At 65.0% G+C, this 18,908-nt stretch carries 14 protein-coding genes; 2 read left to right on the top strand and 12 right to left on the bottom strand.

Annotated features, from left to right (window positions below; translation table 11 throughout):
* Positions 1 to 186: 186 nt before the first annotated feature.
* From L1069_RS21945 to L1069_RS21920, 6 genes are all read right to left on the bottom strand, one after another.
* Positions 187 to 714 (bottom strand): sigma-70 family RNA polymerase sigma factor, encoded by a 528-nt coding sequence (locus L1069_RS21945; protein ID WP_237457056.1) that lies wholly within the window; start codon positions 712 to 714, stop codon positions 187 to 189.
* A gap of 201 nt (positions 715 to 915) precedes the next feature.
* Entirely contained in the window at positions 916 to 2,220 is a 1,305-nt protein-coding gene (locus tag L1069_RS21940) for a lysine N(6)-hydroxylase/L-ornithine N(5)-oxygenase family protein (protein WP_237457055.1), read from the bottom strand.
* Positions 2,217 to 3,290 carry a GNAT family N-acetyltransferase gene (locus tag L1069_RS21935; RefSeq protein ID WP_237457054.1) on the bottom strand — a complete coding sequence of 358 codons (1,074 nt, stop codon included), beginning with the start codon at positions 3,288 to 3,290 and terminating at the stop codon, positions 2,217 to 2,219. Before L1069_RS21935 ends, L1069_RS21940 begins: the two co-directional genes overlap by 4 nt.
* A 195-nt stretch (positions 3,291 to 3,485) precedes the next feature.
* On the bottom strand, positions 3,486 to 4,358 hold the full coding sequence (locus L1069_RS21930; protein WP_237457053.1) for an alpha/beta hydrolase-fold protein: 873 nt from the start codon (positions 4,356 to 4,358) through the stop codon (positions 3,486 to 3,488).
* Positions 4,355 to 5,542, bottom strand: coding sequence for a PLP-dependent transferase (locus L1069_RS21925; RefSeq protein WP_237457052.1), 1,188 nt, complete (start codon positions 5,540 to 5,542; stop codon positions 4,355 to 4,357). The genes L1069_RS21930 and L1069_RS21925 overlap by 4 nt, the downstream gene beginning before the upstream one ends.
* Entirely contained in the window at positions 5,539 to 6,879 is a 1,341-nt protein-coding gene (locus tag L1069_RS21920) for an MATE family efflux transporter (RefSeq protein WP_237457051.1), read from the bottom strand. Before L1069_RS21920 ends, L1069_RS21925 begins: the two co-directional genes overlap by 4 nt.
* A gap of 157 nt (positions 6,880 to 7,036) precedes the next feature.
* Between L1069_RS21920 and L1069_RS21915 the strand changes: the two genes are divergently transcribed.
* Positions 7,037 to 7,234 carry an MbtH family NRPS accessory protein gene (locus tag L1069_RS21915; RefSeq protein ID WP_237457050.1) on the top strand — a complete coding sequence of 66 codons (198 nt, stop codon included), beginning with the start codon at positions 7,037 to 7,039 and terminating at the stop codon, positions 7,232 to 7,234.
* Positions 7,231 to 11,097, top strand: coding sequence for an amino acid adenylation domain-containing protein (locus L1069_RS21910; RefSeq protein WP_237457049.1), 3,867 nt, complete (start codon positions 7,231 to 7,233; stop codon positions 11,095 to 11,097). Before L1069_RS21915 ends, L1069_RS21910 begins: the two co-directional genes overlap by 4 nt.
* 86 nt (positions 11,098 to 11,183) lie before the next feature.
* Here L1069_RS21910 and L1069_RS21905 read toward each other — a convergent pair whose 3' ends face one another.
* The 6 genes from L1069_RS21905 to L1069_RS21880 all read right to left on the bottom strand — a co-directional run bounded on the left by L1069_RS21905 (position 11,184) and on the right by L1069_RS21880 (position 18,427).
* Positions 11,184 to 13,214: a TonB-dependent siderophore receptor gene (locus L1069_RS21905; protein ID WP_237457048.1), complete on the bottom strand. Its 2,031-nt coding sequence runs from the start codon at positions 13,212 to 13,214 to the stop codon at positions 11,184 to 11,186.
* A gap of 385 nt (positions 13,215 to 13,599) precedes the next feature.
* A complete protein-coding gene (locus L1069_RS21900; protein WP_237457047.1) occupies positions 13,600 to 14,652 on the bottom strand; it encodes a siderophore-interacting protein in 1,053 nt (350 codons plus the stop codon).
* An 11-nt stretch (positions 14,653 to 14,663) separates the two neighbouring features.
* Complete coding sequence (locus tag L1069_RS21895) at positions 14,664 to 15,461, bottom strand: ABC transporter ATP-binding protein (protein ID WP_237457046.1); 798 nt, start codon at positions 15,459 to 15,461, stop codon at positions 14,664 to 14,666.
* Positions 15,461 to 16,477 (bottom strand): iron chelate uptake ABC transporter family permease subunit, encoded by a 1,017-nt coding sequence (locus tag L1069_RS21890; protein WP_237457045.1) that lies wholly within the window; start codon positions 16,475 to 16,477, stop codon positions 15,461 to 15,463. Before L1069_RS21890 ends, L1069_RS21895 begins: the two co-directional genes overlap by 1 nt.
* Positions 16,474 to 17,511, bottom strand: a complete 1,038-nt coding sequence (locus L1069_RS21885) for an iron ABC transporter permease (protein ID WP_237457044.1) — start codon at positions 17,509 to 17,511, stop codon at positions 16,474 to 16,476. The genes L1069_RS21890 and L1069_RS21885 overlap by 4 nt, the downstream gene beginning before the upstream one ends.
* Position 17,512: 1 nt before the next feature.
* Positions 17,513 to 18,427, bottom strand: coding sequence for an ABC transporter substrate-binding protein (locus L1069_RS21880; RefSeq protein WP_237457043.1), 915 nt, complete (start codon positions 18,425 to 18,427; stop codon positions 17,513 to 17,515).
* Positions 18,428 to 18,908: the final 481 nt, after the last annotated feature.

Below are 18,908 nucleotides of genomic sequence, written 5' to 3'. Positions count from 1 at the left end.
GCGCTCGCCATTGTGCTCGAACCAACGCGCATCAATGGCTCGTTGTACGATGGCCAATTCGTGATCTTGTACCTTGTCGGGGACCAACTCCTCATGGTTCCCAGCTATCATGCTGGATCCGCAAGATGAATCTCATCACCCGATTTGCGCGGCAAAGCCATTCAATAGGAGAAGCTTGACGCCAATTCAACTTGCCCCCTTCAGTCCGTCGGCACAGCGCTGCTGGACATTGCGTACGATCACATTGATCAACGCGCGGGAGACTTGAAGCTCCTCTGCAATTTCCTTTTGCAGCACGCCGGCCAGCCGGTGACGCAGGAATACGTCGCGGTTCCGCGGCGTGCTGTCTGCAAGGCTCTGGACAACCGCTTGCAGCGCCTGTTTGCTTTCAAGTCTTGCCCGTCCGCACAAGGGAGTCACGCCGGCCGCTGCCAGCTGGCCCTCGTCCTCGAAATCCGTGGGGATCTCACGGCGCGATTTGCGCAGGTAGTCGATGGCCGCATTGCGCACCATCCGCGCCACATAGGGCCGGGGTCTGTCCGGCAGGCTGCCGGGCTTGAAAGACAGGCATTTCAGGGCAGTGTTCTGGATCACGTCTTCGGCGGCGTCTAACGAGCCTACCAGCTTCAGGGCGGAACACAGATGCAGCCTGCGGTGGCTTACAAGTTCTTCAATCAAGGCTTCACAGACGCGCGCGCGTGGATGATCCGGCATGGCAATCCCATCGGTATGAACCCGGATAAATGTCCGGAAAGGTGATGTTTTTTTGGGAAAACTGCCTTTGGGCGTGCAGGCCCTGGGTTGCGCTCCCGTTATCAACCAGGTGGATTGCAAGGTCAATCTTCGCGTGTGAAATTGGCGGGTAATTGCCGTTAACGGGTGTGCGGCCCGCTGCTGCGGGCCGCCGGAGGCGAGCTATTCCGCGGCGGCGAGTTGTGCGGGCTGCGGCGTCAGGAGTGCTTCGGCAATCTCATCCACGCGCACCGCCAGAACCGACAGCAGGGTATCGCTCAGCCCATGGGTCTCCTCGCAGTAGCCTTGCAGGAAGATGCGGGGGCGGAAGGTCCCGCAGGTCCGCATCCGGTAGTTCCGGTCCGGGCTTTCAAAATGCACGTGCGGCTCGAGCCCGGCCAGCAGGGTTTCTCCCAGACGGCGGCGGTAGCCCGTTGCCAGGATGACCAGGTCATAAGCGCCGCTGCGGGATTCGCCGCCCTGAGCCGGTTGCAAGGCCAGCAGCGTCTGTTGCCCGCTGGCTGCTGCAGCGGTGACGCAGGTGCTGCGCAGCAGCCTGTAGGCTGAGCCGCCGGCCACTTCCTGTTCGTAGAACAACCCGTAAACCTGGTCGATCAGATCACCGTCCACGACTGCGTAGTTGGTGTTGGAATACTCCGCCATCAACGCCCGGCGCTGGTCTGCAGGCTGCTGGTAGACGTGGGAAGTGAAGCTGGCGTCGAAAATCTCATTCACGAATGGACTGTCGTCCGAAGGCTTCAGCGCGTGGCTGCGGAAGATGAAGTCCACTTGGGGCCGGGCCGGGTCATTGGCGAGGTCCATAAAAATCTCGGCGCCGCTCTGGCCCGAGCCGATGACCGCTACTTTCAGCGGCTTGTCCGCTGCCGCCAGCCTGGGCTTGACGGCACTGAGGTAGCTGGAGCTGTGGACCACGCCGGGGTGGTCCTGCAGCGCAGCAAAAGTGTCCGGAATGGCGGGTTTGCCGCCGATGGCCAGCACCAGATCGCGGGTCAGGTAGCGGGTCTGCCTGCCGGTCTCGTCCTCGGTGGTGACGGCCAGCACCTCACCGCTGCCGCCGGGGTCCTGGACGGGTTCGGCACCGGTCACTCGCTGGCCATAGCGGCAGGTATCCTCCAACTGCGCGGCGGCCCAGGCGAGGTAGCTGTTGAACTCCTGCCGGCTGGGAAAGAAGCTCTTTCGGTTGACGAAACGCTCAAGCCGGCCCTGTGCATGCAGGTAGCTGAGGAAGGAGTAGGGGCTGGCTGGATTGCGCAGGGTGACCAGATCCTTGATAAAGGAAACCTGCATGTCCGAGCCTTCAAGCAGCATGTCCGGGTGCCAGGCGAAGCGGGGTTTGGCCTCCAGATAGAGGGCGTCCAGCTTTGGCGCCCCGGCCTGCGCACGCTCTTGCAGGGCGATGGCCAGGGCCAGGTTAGAGGGGCCGAAGCCCACGCCGATCATGTCATGGATGTGTTGCGGTTCGCTCATCGGGTTTCTCCGGGTTTCAGTTGGGCAAAGGGGGACAGTTGCAGCGGACGGCCGGGATTTGCGGGGCTGGGGCGGGACCAGAGGCGGGCCTGAAAGAAATTCTCCCGCTCCAGCCGCACTAGCGTTGCGCGCTTGTGGGCAAAGTCGAATTCCTTGACTGCGGCAAAGCCGGATCGGGTCAGGTTGCGCAGCTGCTGGGTGTGGCTGGCCGCGGGTTCGCCGACCAGCGCCTGGGTGCGGGGCTCCGCCAGGAACATGTAGTGCATCAGCGAGGGCAGCCAGGCGGTGATGTAGTCGGCGCCGCGGGCTTCGGGGTCACCCACCAGCACATGCCAGCCGCGGTCCCAGTCCCCGGCAGGGTAATGGGCACCAATGCGGTTTTCACGGGCCCAGTAGAGTTCGAAGTAACAGAAGGGGCGTCCGTCGAGGCAGCCAAGGACCGGCATCATATGCGGATCAACCTGCATCCGGGAGAGGTAGTTCCGGTGGTATTCCAAGGTTCCGGATTCCTCGAAGAAGGCGGCGACGCGTGTGTCGTTCATCCAGGCGTGGAACAGCTCCAGGTCCGCAGCAGGATCCAGCGCGCGCAGCGAGAAGGTCTGCTGCAGCCAGGGGATGCGGCGATGGTAGAGGAGGCCTGACGGCTTGGGCGGCCGCAGGGGGTGGCTGCCATGCGGCCCGGCCACCTGCGCCTGCGGGTAGCTGCGGGGCGGCTGCGCCAGCCATAGGTCCGGAACCTGCCAGAACATCTCTGGAAAGACTGCTAGCCAGCTGCCGTCCAGCAGGCTGGCAGCACCGGTGGAGAGTAGTTCTTGTTCAAGAGAGGCGAAGTCTTCCCGTTTCAGCAGGACCAGCACTTCCTCGGCCGCGTGGCTGGACAGGGCCTCGCAGGCAGCCAGCAGGGCGGCCAGGCTGAGCGGGCTGGCGGGCGCCGCGAGCTGCAATTTGCCGCCGCCGTGGTCCGTGACGGCGATCTCTTGCGCGGTGCCCTGGCTGTAAACCGTGACACCGCCGGGTCCGGGCCGGGCCCAATGGGGCGGGCTGTGATCTGAGGCGTTATCCAATGACACGCAGGGTCCTCCGTTTGCTGGTCGGCGCGGGCGTGCGCCGGCACTGCTTTGAGAACGCTGCAGGGCGGAGGAAATTTACAAAAAATATCAGGTATTCTGCATTTTCCGGATTTGCACGGAGGAGCCTGTTTGCAAACCGGAAAACCCGGCGCCTGAAGACAGGGCCGGGAGACAGTTTCACAGTGAATTCGGGTGTTAACTGAGGGAAAACACCTTCTGAATGGCGCGGTTTACTGCCACAGGCAGCACCGACATATGGTTTTCTCCGGCATAGGTTTCATAGTCAGATATAAACCCCGGAAGCTGGTTCAGAGCGGCGGCCATGTCCTGTGCTGCGGCGATAGTCCGGGTCTTTTCCTTCTCGGCCAGCCGTTCGGTGGCATCCGCGGCCTCCGTCTGGAAAGGGGCGAGGCGCGCGCCCTCCCATTCGCCTGCGGAGAGATGCACATAGGGGCTGTGCGGGCCGGGATCGAAACGGATCAGATGCTGCAACAGGAAGCTGTCTTCCCAGGTGATCGCAGGGCTGGCAGCGATCCAGTGGCTGAAAGTGCCCGGCTGGTTGAACAGCAGCCACAGGACAAACAGCCCTCCAAAGGAATGCCCGAACAATCCGCGGTGCGCAGGGTTGAGCGGCGCACAGGCCTCTGCCAGCGGCAGAACCTGTTCCAGCAGGAAGCGGGCCATTTCTTCTCCACCGCCGGTGCGCACCGGTTCGCCGCCTTCGTGGAACGGAGGATAGGTCTGCCCTGGCGGCGGACCGAGGTCCCAGCTGCGCCGGAAAGGGTCATAGGCGCCGTCCGTCGGGTAGCCGATTGCGATCAGCACGCCCCAGCCGACATTGGTGCCTGAGGGATAACAGGCTTGTGCCCGCATTGCGTCGATTGCGGTGCCGATCACTGCATTGCCGTCTGTCATGAACAGGGCGGGCCAGCCGTCGGCGGGGGGCTCTTCAGGTGGCACCCAGATGAAGATGCGGCGGATGACGCCGGTCATGCTGTCGGCCACGTCGTGCCAGCGGGCGCCTGTCCAGGTCTCGCCGGTGGCGCAGGCAAGGGGCAGTGGTGTCATTGGCGCGCCTCCGCGATGGCTTGCAGGACATCCGCCACCAGGTCATCGGCATTTTCCAGGCCGGCAGCAAGGCGCACCGATCCGGCGGGGGTGCCAAAGCGCTGGAACACATTGGCCGGACCGGAAAGGCTCAGGGCGGCCTGAGCGGGGATCACCAGGCTTTCCGGGCCGCCCCAGCTGACGCCGATCTTCACTACTTTCAGCGCATTGGTGAAACGGGGAATGTCGACGCTGCTGTCCAGATCAAAGGCGAACAGCCCGCCATAGCCCGACAGGCAGGCGTTGCCCGGGTTGGCCTCAAAGGCAGGATGGCGGACGCGGGCGACGGCGGGATGGGCAGAAAGGGCCCGCCCCAGCGCAAGCCCGTTCTGCATGTGGCGGGCCATTCGAAGATGCAGGGTGCGCATGCCTCGCAGCACCAGCCAGGCGTCGAAGGGGGAAAGCTTTCCGCCGAGAAAATGATAAGCCTCGTGGTCGATACGGGCAAGCAGCGCCTTGGGGCCTGCAATCAGGCCTGCCAGCGTGTCGGAATGGCCTGCGAGATATTTGGAGGCGGCGTGAACCATCAGGTCGATGCCGAATTCCGCCGGGCGCTGGTACAGCGGCGTGGCCCAGCTGTTGTCGATCACCGAGATCACCCCCAGCCGGCGCGCCTCGGCACCGATGGCGCGCAAATCCTGGGTGGTGAAGCTCCAGGAGGCCGGGCTTTCCAGATAAATCAGCGCGGCGCCTGGCAGGGCATCAAGCACTGCCTGGGTATCGGTGCCGTCTACATACTGGGTGGTCACACCAAACTTCTTCAGCAAGCATTCGAACAGGCGGAAAGCGTCGGAATAGAGGTTTTCGACCGCCACAACACGGTCGCCGGATTGCACAAAGGGGATCACCGCGGCAGCAATGGCCGCCATGCCGGAGGCAAAGCCGCGCGCTGCCTCCACGCCCTCCATCCGGGCGATGAGGCTTTCCAGCTCAGCCACCGTGGGGTTGTTGCCGCGGCTGTAGACATAGCGGCTGGACTCGCCTGCAAAGACGGCGGCCAGGTCCTCGTAGCGGTCGAACAGAAAGGAAGAGGTCTGGAACACCGGCACCGAACAGGCGCCATGCGGCATGGGATCATGCGGGGCGATGAGATCGGGTGTGAGCCGGTCGGACGCGGCGGGCAGGGTGGGCGAGTAATCGTTCATGCGGGAAGACCTTTCAGGGTGGCGTGCGGCAGGCGCAGCAGGATCAGAACGGCGGCGAGGCCAGTGAGGAGCGCCGCAAGCGACAGTGCTGGGGCAAGCCCGGCGAAGCCCCAAAAGCCGGCGGCAGTGAACAGGAGCGGCAGGAACAGCCAGCCCAGCGGTGCGAGGCCCAGGAGAGCTGCATCGCGGGCGCGGGCGGTGGCTTGCAGGCTGACTTGGGCCGCGTGGCGCAAGGCGGTTGCGGGCAGCGACAGAGCGAACGCTGCCAGCGCGGGTTCGGTAAGGGACTGAACCGCAGGATCAAGGGTGAACAGGGCGCTGATTTGCGGCGCTGCCAGCAGACCCGTCAGCAGGAACAGGCTGGCGGTTGCGGCGGCGATGGCTGCGGTGGTGAGCGCCGCGCGGGCAAAGCGGGCGGTATTGTTTGCGCCGGCGGCATAGGCCAGCACCGCCTGCGCGCCGAGACAGAAACCCTCGACCGGCAGAGTGGCGAGCACCCAGAGCCTGAGGGCGATGCCCATGGCGGCCTGGCCAGCGGTGCCCTCGTGCTCGCCGGCCAGGCGGTAGAGCAGCAGAAAGGCGAGGCTGGCCCCCAGCACTGAGGCAGCCTCAGGCAGGCCGATGCGCAGAACCGGCCAGAGGCGGGCAAGGGCGCTGCCGGAAAGGCGCGGTCGCAGCCGCAACGGGGTGCGGGAAGACGTGAAATACCAGCCATAGAGGGCGAGAGTGGCAATCTGGGCCAGTACGGTAGCCAGCGCTGCACCGCGCACGCCGAGGCCCACGGTGAAGATCAGCAGCGGATCCAGCGCCATGTTGAGCGTGAAGCAGAAGATCAGGCTGAAAAGGCTGAAACGGGCATGGCCGCTGCCGATTGCGGTAAAATCGCACAGGATTTGCACCATTCCCAGCCCCGCCGAGAGGGTAAGGATGCTGATGTACTGCAGGGCAGGCTCCCGCACCGCTCCCGTGGCGCCAAGCACATCCAGCAGCGGTAGCCGGGCCAGCCAAAGCGCAGCAGCGGACAGAGCTGCCAGCAGCAGGCAGAGCGCCATGGCGGCGGAGGCGAGGCGGGCGGCCTCCTGCTTGCGGCCGGCGCCCAGGGCACGGCCGGCCGCGGCGGCGGTGCCGATGCCGAGCCCCACGCCAATCGCGGCGGTGAGGCCGGTGAGGGGCAGGGCCAGGCTGACGGCGGCCAGCGCCTCTGGTCCGAGCTGGCCGACAAAGTAGCTGTCCACTCCTTGGTGGGCGGCATTGATCGACAGGCCGCCTGCGGTGGGCAGGCCTGCGCGCAGCAGCGTCCGGAGGAGATCCGGGCTGGCAAGGTTCAAGGCGGTCATGGTCTGGGGCTTCTATCTGATGAGGGTCTGTCCTGACCTTTGACGCAGGCGGGGCGGGGAAATTCACAAGCCAAGTGCAAGTTTTCTGCTGGGAGGGGTGAATTGCGGGCGATGTGCTGCGTCTTTCCGGGGACAAGAGATGAATGGAGACCCGAAGATGACCCAACCTGGACCCGATCAATTGATCTGCGTCAGCAACAGTGAAGGCCGCTGGTCCGTCTGGCCTGCAAACCTGCCGGTTCCTGCGGGGTGGCAGGCCAAAAGCACGCCAGCGGACCGCAGCGCCTGCCTCGCGGAGATTGAGGCGCGCTGGGCCGACCCGCGTCCCGAAGCACTGCAGGAGGCGATGGCATGAGCGGCACGCTGGAGCTTGAAGATGCGGCGATGGAGCTGACACCGGGGGAAAAACAGGTTTGCGCCCATGATCAAGTGGGGCAGCTGGCGCCCTACGGGATGCAGGTGCTGCTGCTCAGGGCGGATGCGCGCTGGCAAATCGCAGAGGTCCGTCAGGCCGCGGAAGCCGTCCTGGAAGCGCATCCGGTTTTTTGTGCCCGCCTTCACCGCCAGGCGGGCGGCGAGATGCGCCGCTCTGAACAGGAGAGGAACCGGATTGGACTGGCGGAACGCCCGGCAGAGGGGTTGGAGGCCGCGCTGGCCGGGATGCGTTTTGATCTGGACGGCGGCGCGGGGGCCTTTGCTTGTGTCGCAACGGATGACAGGGACCATCTGTTCGGCGTGGCTTTGCACCCGGCCTTTGGCGATGCAGGGGTGCTGAACGCTGTGGCTCTGGGCTTTGCCCGGGCGTTGACGGGAGAGGCGGATGCTGCTGTTTCAGCGGTTGGGGCTGCAGCTGAAACGGGCCGGGATCAGCTGCCTGGCTGGCGGGAGATGCTGGAGGATACGGCCTGTGCGGTTGCCCGCTTACCGCACCGGCACGGCGGCAGCGAAGGCGTCGCACGGGGCCGTGCAGAATATGTGCTGCAGCCGGCGCTGGCGGAAACCCTGCACAGTGAAAGCACCGGAGCGGAAGCCCTTTTCGCTGCGGTACTTGGTATTGTGCTGTCGCGCTGCAGCGGGCAGGGGGATCTGCGCTTTGCAACCGGTTCCGTGCAGGCGCAGGCTGGGCGGCGCAGTGAAGACATCCTGCCGCTGCGGCTGCGAATTGATCCGGGCAGCAGTGCAGGGGCAGTGCTGGCACAGGTGCAAACGGAATTGGATCGGGGCAGGGCGCGGGCAGTGCCTTCGGAACTCCTGGTGCAGGACATGCTGCGCCGCGAGGGCGCGGACCGGCATCCTTTGGGAGCCGTCACCCTGCATGTGCGCAGGGATGTGCCGCTGCCGGACGGGCTGGCGTTCTGCGCTTTGCCGGAACCTGCGGCGCAGGGGGAGTTGATGCTGCTGGTGCGTCTGAGCGGTGATGGCAGGGTGATCCTGCGGGCCAGCTATGCGCGGGATTTGTTCGAGCCTGCCTTGATCGGGCGTTTTCTGGCGCATCTGGAGCGGGTGCTGAATGCCGGGCTGGCGGACCCGGAGCAAGCGGCAGGGCGGATTGCCTTGCTGAGCCGCGAGGAACTGGACACGCTGTCGGCGCCATATGAGGACAGCGCGGTCAACGATCCCCGCATGGTGCATGAGATCATCGCCGGCCACGCCTGCAAGACGCCGGACAAAACGGCGCTGATCTGCGGTGGCGAGGCCTGGAGCCACGGCACCCTGAACCGCAGGGCCAACCGGCTGGCGCACCGGTTGCGGGCGCTGGGGGTTGGCGCCGAAGTGCCGGTGGCCGTCATGGTCGAACGCGGCAACGAGGCGGTGATGGCGATCCTGGCGGCGCTGAAGGCAGGCGGCGCCTATATCCCAGTGGAGCCGGATCATCCGGAAAGCCGCAATCACCACATTCTGAGCGACGCAGGTGTGCAGGCGGTGATCACCCGCCGCTGCCACCTGGGCAAGCTGCCCGAGGGGCTCAAGACCCGGATCCTGTGCCTGGACGATGATCCCGGGGCAGGTCAGCCGGAGGTGGACCCGGATGTCCCTATCCACCGGGACCAGATGGCCTATATCATGTATACTTCCGGCTCCACCGGTAAGCCGAAAGGCGTTGCAGTGGAACATGGCCCGCTCAGCGATCATCTGCAGGATACGGCGCGTGTTTATGAGATGAGCAGCGAAAGCCGCGAGCTGCCGTTCCTGCCGTTCTCCTCGGATGGCGGGCATGAGCGCTGGATGAATCCTCTGATGATGGGCGGCTCGGCGGTGATCCCGGACGGGGTGCTGTGGACGCCGGAGCAGAGCTTTGCGGCGATGCGTAAATACGGCTGCAATAATGCCTCTATCCCGACGACCTACCTGCAGCAGCTGGCGGAATGGGCGGAGGAGACCGGCGAAGCGCCGGATATGCGGCTCTATTCCTTTGGCGGCGAGGGGCTGGCGCAAGCGACCTTTGACCTGCTGTCGCGGGAGCTGCGGGCGCCCCTGCTGATCAACGGCTACGGGCCGACCGAAACCATCATGACGCCGATGGTCTGGAAGGTGCGGGCAGGCACCCGTTTCGAAGGCGCTTATGCGCCCTTGGGCCGGGCAGTGGGCAACCGTCGCGCCTATGTGCTGGATGCGCAGCTGATGCCGTGCCCCGTCGGGGTGGTGGGAGAGATCCACCTGGGCGGCGAGGGGGTTGCGCGCGGCTATGTGAACCGGCCCGGCACCACCGCGGACCGGTTCATCCCCGATCCTTTTGCACCTGAATTGGACGGGCGGGATGGTGCGCGGATGTACCGGTCCGGCGATCTAGGGCGCTGGCGCGAGGACGGCACCATCGAGTTCCTCGGCCGGGTGGATCACCAGATAAAGCTCAATGGCTACCGGATCGAGCCGGGCGAGATTGAGGCGGTGCTATTGCAGCAGCCGGGTGTCTCCGAAGCGCTGGTTCTTCTGCGCGAGGATGGCGGCGAAAAGCGGTTGGTCGGCTATGCTGTGGCGCCGCGGGAAGTGCAGGAGGAGCCACTGATGCGGGCGCTGGAGGCGCAGCTGCCCCGGCATATGGTGCCCTCGGCCATTGTTGTACTGGAGCGGATGCCGACCAATCCCAATGCCAAGGTTGACCGGGCGGCACTGCCGCTGCCGGGGGTGCGGCGGCGGGCCGGCGAAGGTGCCGCACCAGCGGGGGAGGCCGAAGCCGCGGTGCTGGCGGTTTGGCGGGAAGAGATCGGCAATCCGGAAATGGGCGTGACCGATGATTTCTTTGACATGGGCGGCAGGTCCCTGACCGCGTTGAAGGTGCTGGCCCGCATGCGCAAAGCCTGGCCGGGCATTGCGCTGACCATTGCGGACTTGTTTGATGCGCCGACGGTCCGGGCCCTGACACGGCGGCTTGTGGCTGGGGATGCCACGGGGCGGCAGGCGATTGCGCTGCGCAGTACCGGCTCAAGGCCGATGCTGTATTGTTTCCCCGGGCTGCTGGTGTCGACCCGTGAATACCTGCGGCTGACGGCATTTCTGGGAGAGGATCAGCCAGTGACCGGCTTCCTGTGTCATTCGCTCAATGAAGAGAAGCATTTGAACGTGTCAGTGCAGGATGTGGTGGCGCCTTATGTCGAACATATCCGCCGGGAAAGCGCCGGGCGGCCCTGCGCATTTTTGGGCTGGAGCTGGGGCGGTCTTCTGGCCTGGGAGGCGGCGCGGCAGCTGCAGGGCGAGGTGGATCTGCGGATGATCGGCATGGTGGATGTCTGCGATCTGGGCCGCGATTTTGCCCCTGGCGCGGTGCCGCGCTTTGCTCTGGACGAGCGGGCGAAGCTGGAAGCGGAGCTGCAGGCGTGGCTGGGCAAGACCAGGATGCGGTCACAGTGGGACGCCCTGATCGGGGCGATGGATGCGCTCTGCTATGACCAGTTCCTGCGATTCATCGGCAACGAGGCAGAGCCGCTGCCCTTTGACGGCCCCGAGGTTTCCAGCCGCGAGCATACGTTCTGGGTGCTGATCGACAACGCGCTGGTGTTTCGCCAGTACCAGCTGGCACAGCTGGATGTGCCGGTGGCCTCCTTTAGTGCAGGGGACACGCTGAGCCGGGGTCTGAACCTGGTGGACTGGCGGCAGGTATCCCCGCGCGCCGAACCGGCGGAAGTGGTGCCAGGCACCAACCATCTGCACATCATTGGCGACCAACTGTTCCATGGCCGCTTCAAGGCGGCGCTGGAGCGGGCTTTTGCAGCCGTGTAATGGCAGCAGCCGGGGCTGAAAAAGCCCCGGCTGCCGGCCGGACAAAGGCGGCACGGGTTATCCCCGTGCCGCTGTTTTTTGTTTGATCAGAAAGATCTGCCGATAGTGAAGGACACGGTGCGGCCTTCTCCGCGGGAGCAGCCGTAGCCGTCGTAGCAAACGCTGTCGTAGCCCTTGTCGAACAGGTTGGAGACCCGCAGGTTTACCTCCATTTCCTGCCATTCATAGCGCAGGGCCAGATCGGCAAGCGTGTAGGAGGGTGTCACCCGTGCGTTGCTTTGGGTGGCGAAGGCATCGTCATTGTAGCGGATGCCGCCGCCGATGCTGAGACCCGGCAGCAGGGCCGCGGCATCATAGTCCAGCCACAGCGACAGCTGATGCGGCGGCGCCATAGCGTTGTCGTTTCCGGTGAGGCCTGCAACCAGAGATTTGGTGATCTCGGTGTCCAGGTAAGTATAGCCGAACACACCTTGCAGATTGTCCGTGATCCGGCCCCGGGCCTCCAGCTCAAACCCGCGGGAGCGGATTTCGCCTTCCTGAGTAAAGCTGCTCCAGGTCGGGTCGTTGCGGTCGTAGTCCTTCACGTTGGTCTTGCGCAGGTCAAAGATGGCGGCGCTGAGCATATAGCTGCCGTGTTCCGGCAGATAGCGCAAACCGGCTTCCCACTGTTTGCTTTCGGAGGGGTCCAGAGGCGCGCCGGCGATGGTTTTACCGAAGTTCTGGACGAAGCCTTCGGTATAGCTGACGTAGGGGGTCATGCCGTTGGCCATCTCGTAGGTCAGGCCCAGCATGCCGGTGGTTGCCGCGTTCTTCTGCGACTGGGCGGTGGAATTCAGCAGATCGTCGATTTCATTTTCGAACCAGCCGCGGCGCAGGCCCGCGGTGACAGCCAGACCGTTGCCGAACTTGTGGTGGTTCTGCAGGTAGATCCCTTTTTCAGTATACTCTTCCCGGTTATGTGCCGACAGCGGCGGGTAGGCGACGTCGAAATCGAACACCGGATTGGCGAAGCTGACGGAATAAGCGCCATAGGCCAGGTGCTGGCGGTATTCGGTTTTGCGGCGCTGGTAGTCGGCGCCGACGATCAGGCTGTTACCGCCGCGTTTCCATTCCAGGTAGTTGTCGAAGCCCAGGTTATAGGCCTCTTCAGTGTTGGCCTGTGCGGTATAGCCCATGTTGCCGGTCGCAAAGTCGGTCGAGGCGAGGTACAGGTGCTGGTAGTCGATCTTGTCGCGGGCATAGCGGGTCTTCTGATTGAAAGTGAAGCCGTCGCCGAAGCGGTGCGAGAATTCCCAGCCGATGGAGCCGCTGTCGCTCTCATAGGAATTGAAGCCCGACTGCCGCGTATAGAAGTTCTCGGGCAGGCTGCCGAGGGCCGCGTCATACTCTATACCCGCTTGCGGCACCCATTGCAGCGGGGTCCGCTCGTCCTGCTGCAGATGCAACAGCACCGTCAGGCTGGTGTCGTCGCTGGGCGCCCAGGTCAGGCTGCCCGCAACCAGATTCCGGTCGTTGTGGGAATTGTCCAGTTCAGTTTCGCCGTCGCGAAGCAGCACCGTCAGCCGCCCAGCCAGCGTGCCCTCGGCATTCAGCACCCGGGACACGTCCACGCCGGCCTCGGCGGCGCCAAAGCTGCCATAGCCGGCATAGGCAGAGCCTTCGTTTTCAAATGTGGGACGCTTGGTGACCAGATTGACCAGGCCGCCTGCGTCGTTGGAGCCATAAAGAACACCCGCCGGGCCACGCAGCACTTCGACCCGGTCCAGCATGTAGGGGTCGATCTTGAAACTGGCGAAATTGTGCGCCTTGTTCGGCAGCCCGTCGCGGTAAAGCGCACTGGTGCCCATGTCGAAGCCGCGGATCGAGAACTGGTCGAACCGGTCATCAGTGCCCCAGGTGGAGGGGTTGATGCCGGGAGTGAACTTGATTGCGTCCTCGACCTGGGCGGGCTGGCGCCGTTCCAGCTCAGTAGAGGTTACGACGGAAATCGACTGCGGCACCTCGGCCAGCGGCACGCCTGATTTGACGCCGGTCTCGGAGGCGGGCGCGAGGTAGCTGTCGACGGCGCCGGCATATTGCAGCTTGTCACGCACGATGATCGGCGCGAGCTCCAGCACGTCCTCTTCCTGTGCTGTAGCGGGTTGGGCGGCGAACGCAGAGGCGCTAAGCGCGGTGCCGCAAAGCAGCGCTCGCAAAGCGGGCCGGCCGGTAGCGGCCGGGGAGGGTAGGGTTGTCATCACTGTAGTCCCAGGTTTTTCGGCCAGGCTGCGCTGCAGCAGGAAACCGGCCCTATTGGTTGGCAAATTGCAAATGTTGCCTGGGACGTTCCTGGGTGGCGGCACCATACATTTAACGGGTGAAGAGTCAACGGTGGCGCCGCCGTAACTCTTGATTTGGAGAGGTTTTTCCGGCTCTTCATTTTCCGCCAGGTCCGCAGGCAGAGAGATGGAGCGCCCTGCAGACCAGAGCCTCGCCGCGGCGTTGCGGCGGCAAGATGTTGGGTTACGGCAGGCTCCAATAGGCTGCGATATAGCTTTGGCCAGGCGGCACGCCGGCGGTCCGGGCGGCGGCGCGCAAGGGTTGGGCCTCGGATTTTTCGCCGGCGAACCAGAGGAAGGCGCCGGGGGACTGCGGGAAGCCTGCCCGGGCACAGCGGCCGAGGCTGTCTCCGGCCCGCCGGTCCAGCCAGCGCAAGGAAATGCCGGGCGGGGCGGTGACCGGATACCCGCAGGCGGCGCCGCCATCCGCAAGCAGCGTGGCGCTGCCGCAAGTGCCGGGCGGCAGGGTTTCGAGAATGCGGGCTGCTGCGGGAATGGCGGTCTCATCAGCGTAAAGCAGGATTTCTTCCGTATCCGGAATGCCGCCGCCGCCGGGGCCTGCGATAGCCAGCTTATCACCCGCTGCAGCGTTTTGCGCCCAGGCAGAGGCCCGGCCGCCGGCATGCAGGAACAGGTCGAATTCCAGCAGACCGCTTTGGGTGCAGACGTTGCGGGCGGTATAGACCGGCCGGTGCAGCGTCTTGGCGCCTTTGGGCCAAACTGTCCGGCCACCGGCATCGAGCTTCGGGTACTCCGGATCGGTGCAGCCCGCGGGCGGCAGCAGCAGGCGAAAGTGGATGGCATCATCGCCAAAGCCGGACAGATTCTGCGCCTGCAAGCGGATGCGCAGAAAACTGCGGCCCAGCGGAATGACGGAGAGCAAGGTGGTGAATTGCACATCCGGAGGCCGTGTGCTTGCTACGCCATTATCCGGCCAGCGGAGTGAAGCCGCCGCGCCAGGCTGCAGGTGTTCGAGGTGTTCAGCAAAGCCCTCTTTCAGCATGTGGAGCCGGTCCGGCAGCGCAGCTGATACCCGGATCGCGGTGCCTGTCCCCTCCGCGGTAAATCGGTAGCGGCCAAAAGCGGGGACTTCGATCGTGAGGCTGGCTTCAGTATCGTCGACGACCGGCAATTCATGCTCTTGCGCCATGGCGCGCAGTGCCGGCCGGGCGGCGGCAAAGGGCAGGGCAGGCAGATTGGCCTCGGCCCGCAGGGGGAAGCTGGGAAGGCTGTTCATCGGTGCGGGCCTCATTCCGGGATCACGTGGGGGGTGCCATGCAGCGGATCGGGGATGATCCGGCAGGGGAGACCGAACACCTCCTGCATGACGGTCTCGGTGACCACTTCGGCCGGAGTGCCCTGGCAATGAACGCGGCCGGACTTGAGAGTGATCATATGGGTGGCAAAGCGCGCCGCGAGGTTGATGTCGTGCAGCACCATCGCGATGGTGCGCCCGGTCTCGCGGTTGAGTACCTGCACCAGTTTCAAAAGCTCGATCTGATGCGGCAGATCAAGGTAGGTGGTGGGTTCGTCCAGCAGCAGAATACCGGTGTCCTGGGCTAGCGCCATGGCAATCCAGGCGCGCTGGCGCTGGCCGCCGGAAAGCGCCTCAAGCGGCCTTGTGGCAAGGGGGGTCATGCCGGTGCGCTCCAGCGCCTGATCAATGGCGGCGGCATCTTGGCGGGACCATTGCCGCAAAGGGGACTGATGCGGAGTGCGGCCGCGGGCGGCAAGGTCGCGGACGGTCAGCCCTTCGGGGGCTGCGGGGGATTGCGGCAGGATCGCCAGTCTTTGCGCGACAGAGCGGCTGGGCTGACGGTGGATTGCCTTGCCGTCCAGCACGACCTGGCCCGCGGCGGCAGGCTGCAGCCGTGCCAGGGCACGCAGCAGGGTGGATTTGCCGCAGGCGTTGGGGCCGGCGATGACCGTAATGCTGCCATCGGGGATTTCTGCGTTCAGGTCAGTGAGCACTTGTGTCCCGGCATAGGCAGCCGACAGGTTCTCTGCACGCAGGCGGGCGTTTGGGGCGTTGGTGGCTTTGAGCATCAGAACGGTCCTTTGCGGAAGTGGCGCAGCAGCATCCAGATCAGCAGCGGTGCGCCGGCAAGGGCGGTAAAAACGCCGGCGGGCAACTGGATCCCGGGCAGAGCACGGGAAGCGGTGTCGGCAAGCAGGGTGATCAGCGCGCCTGCAAGAGCCGCGCCTGGCAGGGCAGGGTGCCCGCCGGGTCTAAGCGCGCGGGCGAGGGGGCCCGCGGCAAAGGCCACAAAGGGCAGCGGCCCGGCGGTGCTGACCGCCAGTGCCGCCAGCAGGGTGCCGGTCACGGTGAGCGCCAGCCGCAGCGCAGGCAGGTTCAGGCCCAGCCCGGCGGCGGTCTCCTCGCCCAGGGGCAGCCGGGCGAGCGGGAACTGCAGCCAGAGCGCCAGGGGCGCCAGCAGGGCCAGCCCGGCCCAGACCTGGACCGCGTCGTCCCAGTTGCGTGCGTTCAGCGAGCCGGTGAGCCAATGCGCCATGCTGACGGCGCTTTGGATGTCAAGGCGGCTGAGCAGCAGGTCGGCGGTGGCACTGAGCGCGAGACCGGCACCGATGCCGGTGAGGATCAGCCGGGCGGGGGACAACCCGCCCTTCCACGCCAGCAGGGTGACGGCGGCGGCGGTCAGCAGCGCCCCGGCGATTGCGCCGGGCAGCACCAGGCCGCCAGTGAGGATCAGCGCCGCCAGGGCACCGCAGCTGGCGCCGGCGTTGAAGCCGATCACATCGGGCGAGGCGAGCGGGTTGCGCAGCATCGCTTGGAAGATAGCCCCGGAGAGGCCAAATGCGGCTCCGGCGCCGAGAGCTGACAAGATGCGCGGCAGACGGAGATCAAGCAGAACCAGTTGTTCCATGGCGCTGCCCTGACCTGCAAGCACCTGTAAGCTGCGGGTGAGGCCAAGAGGGTAGCTGCCAAGCTGTGCTGCAAATGCGGCCAGCGCCAGCAGCATGGCCAGCAGCAGAGCACCTGCCAGAAGGGCTTGGCGCGGGATCTGCAGCGAGAGGGAGGCGATACGAAAGGTCCAGTTCACAGGCTTCGGGCTCCGTTCCGGCGTACCATCCAGATCAATGCGGGCCCGCCCAGCAGCGCGGTCATCACCCCGGCCTGCAGGCTGCCGCCAAAGAACGGCAGACGACCGGCCAGATCGGCTCCAAGCAGAAGAATGGCACCAAAGGGGGCAGACAGGGCAAGGCTCCAGCGCAGGCCTGGCCCAGCGGCCCAGCGGGCCAGATGCGGCACGATAAGACCCGCAAAAGCAATCGGGCCTGCAAGGGCGACGGCATTGCCGCTTAGCAACACGATTGCGGCGCCGGCCAGCAGCCGCGCCGCGCCGGTGCGCACGCCCAGGCCACGGGCGCTGTCTTCGCCCAGCAGCAAGGCGTCGAGGCCTGACGCCGCCGCCAACGCCGCCAGCGTGCCCAAAACGAAAAAGGGAGCGAGCGCTGCGATTGTCTGTATTTGGATCCCCTCAAATCCGCCGAGTACCCAGAAACGGTAAACATCCAGCGCCTGCTGGCTGGCCAGCAGCAGCGCCCGGGTAAGAGCAAGGAACAGAGAGCTGATGGCGGCGCCGACCAGCAGCAGCCTCAGCGGGCTGGCCAGAGAACCGCCGCTGAGCACGGCCACCAACAGGGCTGCCGCCAGCGCGCCGCCAAGGGCGGCCCAAACAAAACCCGCAGGATCGGTGATGCCCAGCAGCAGGATGCAGCCGGTCACCGCCAGCGCGGCGCCGCCGTTGATGCCGAGAAGGCCCGGGTCGGCCAGAGGGTTCCGGGTCAGTCCCTGGATCAGCGCTCCGGAAATTCCCAGCGCGGCTCCTGTCAGGACAGCGCCGAACAGCCGCGGCAGCCGCATCTGCCGGATGACGATCTGTTCGGCGCTGGCCGGGTCATAAGCGATCATAGCCTGCCAGACCTCGGCCCAGCTGACAGGGCGCAGGCCCAGCCGCAGCGATACTGCGGCTAGCAGTACCAATGCCACAAGCGTTCCAGTCAGCCAAAGCGCACGGCTGGAGAGGGCGGCGCGGCGGCGCGGAGCTGCCAGGGCAAGTGCGGTGTCAGGCATCTCAAGATTCCCCAGGCAGAAGCCCGGCCTCGGCCATTCCGGGAACCGGTGTCGCCGGGGTCCCGTCCGCTGCTGCCTCCAGCAGAGGTACCAGGCGGTCGAGCGCGTAATCCAGGCTGAGCGGGCTGGAGTGGGAGAGGGCAGCGGCCAGTAGCGGATCGGCGTGGATTTCCCTGCCCTCCCTGTAGGCGCGCAGGGTCGGGCGCAGCGGCATCCGGGCAATCTCCGGTGCAGAACCGCCGTAGTCGAGCCAGATCAGCACATCCGCGTCGATAGGTGCGGGGGCCTCGGCCGGGATCAGCGCGTGAAAACTGTTGACGCCTGCGGCAGTGTTGATTTCGGCGGGCACTTGAAAGCCGAGATCTTCCAGAAAGCGGCCGCGGATATCGCGGCTGGTGAATGCTCCGGTCTGCCCGGCCCAGACCGTAGCAGCGCTGGCGCCTTGCCAATCGGGATGGCTTGCACGCAGTTCCTCGAAACGCTTGCCGATGCGTGCGATTACCGCCTCCGCCCGGTCCGTTGTGCCTGTGGCAGCGCCGAGCCGCCGGAGCATCAGTTGCCAGGGGGTACCGTAATCACCAAACCCGGCCGGTGGTGCAAGGGTGGGGGCAATGCGGGACAAAAGGGCATATTCCCGTTCTGTGATGCCAGACCACTGGGCGGCGATCAGATCGGGTTCAAGCGCGGCAACCGCCTCGATATCTATGCCGCCCCGTAAGACCGCCGGGCGGCTCTCTCCCATTACCTCCAGGGCCCAGGGCCAGACGCCGGAAGGATCGTTGCCATACCAATTCCGCAAGGCGGCCGGGGTTTCACCAAGCGCCAGCAGGAAGTCATGGCCGATAAAGCTGATCGAAACGATGCGGCGGGGTTTTGCCGGGACGGTTGCGTCCCCGAAACGGGTTTCAAGCCTCACAGGGAAGCTTTGTGCCGCAGCAGCAACAGCTAACAAGGAAACCATAAGGCAGGCAAAGGCAAGACGCATAGCCGGTTTTAAGTCCAAAGGCGGGCACCGCCCGTTGTTAAAGTTTCGTTCAGCTGTCTTCAGCAGTAGAAAATTTAACGTTTGACTGGACTCTGCACCTTCGTTCAGGTGGCTGTAATCTTGCTAATACGCTTTTGATGTGTGGTGTTGACCCGATATACACTCTCAATTCCCTGGTCAAGGAGCTTGCGGCACCAACTCTTGCCAGGGGCACGAAGCGAATGCCGTTCTGCTTGTTCAGGCAAGACCGGTTGATGCTGTGATTCCGGCCGCTACTGAACAGAGGTGGCCGCGCTTTTTTGACCTGTTTGCAGCCCGTTTAAGGTGGATCAGGGTTTCACATCAGGCTGCCATTCTCATGGGTTCTATTTTGCTTTCACAGGCCTCATCCGGGGTCAATATGCCATGGACT

It is taken from the genome of Leisingera sp. MMG026 (assembly GCF_021654205.1).
GTDB lineage: Bacteria > Pseudomonadota > Alphaproteobacteria > Rhodobacterales > Rhodobacteraceae > Leisingera.
This window is presented reverse-complemented; position numbering and strand designations above follow the sequence as displayed.

What these genes read in the sequence shown, in the direction of transcription:
- L1069_RS21900 (WP_237457047.1), bottom strand. Translation starts at nt 14,652, where the DNA reads ATGAACAGCCTTCCCAGCTTCCCCCTGCGGGCCGAGGCCAATCTGCCT.
- L1069_RS21915 (WP_237457050.1), top strand. Translation starts at nt 7,037, where the DNA reads ATGACCCAACCTGGACCCGATCAATTGATCTGCGTCAGCAACAGTGAA.
- L1069_RS21940 (WP_237457055.1), bottom strand. Translation starts at nt 2,220, where the DNA reads ATGAGCGAACCGCAACACATCCATGACATGATCGGCGTGGGCTTCGGC.
- L1069_RS21930 (WP_237457053.1), bottom strand. Translation starts at nt 4,358, where the DNA reads ATGACACCACTGCCCCTTGCCTGCGCCACCGGCGAGACCTGGACAGGC.
- L1069_RS21910 (WP_237457049.1), top strand. Translation starts at nt 7,231, where the DNA reads ATGAGCGGCACGCTGGAGCTTGAAGATGCGGCGATGGAGCTGACACCG.
- L1069_RS21920 (WP_237457051.1), bottom strand. Translation starts at nt 6,879, where the DNA reads ATGACCGCCTTGAACCTTGCCAGCCCGGATCTCCTCCGGACGCTGCTG.
- L1069_RS21885 (WP_237457044.1), bottom strand. Translation starts at nt 17,511, where the DNA reads ATGCCTGACACCGCACTTGCCCTGGCAGCTCCGCGCCGCCGCGCCGCC.
- L1069_RS21895 (WP_237457046.1), bottom strand. Translation starts at nt 15,461, where the DNA reads ATGCTCAAAGCCACCAACGCCCCAAACGCCCGCCTGCGTGCAGAGAAC.
- L1069_RS21925 (WP_237457052.1), bottom strand. Translation starts at nt 5,542, where the DNA reads ATGAACGATTACTCGCCCACCCTGCCCGCCGCGTCCGACCGGCTCACA.
- L1069_RS21945 (WP_237457056.1), bottom strand. Translation starts at nt 714, where the DNA reads ATGCCGGATCATCCACGCGCGCGCGTCTGTGAAGCCTTGATTGAAGAA.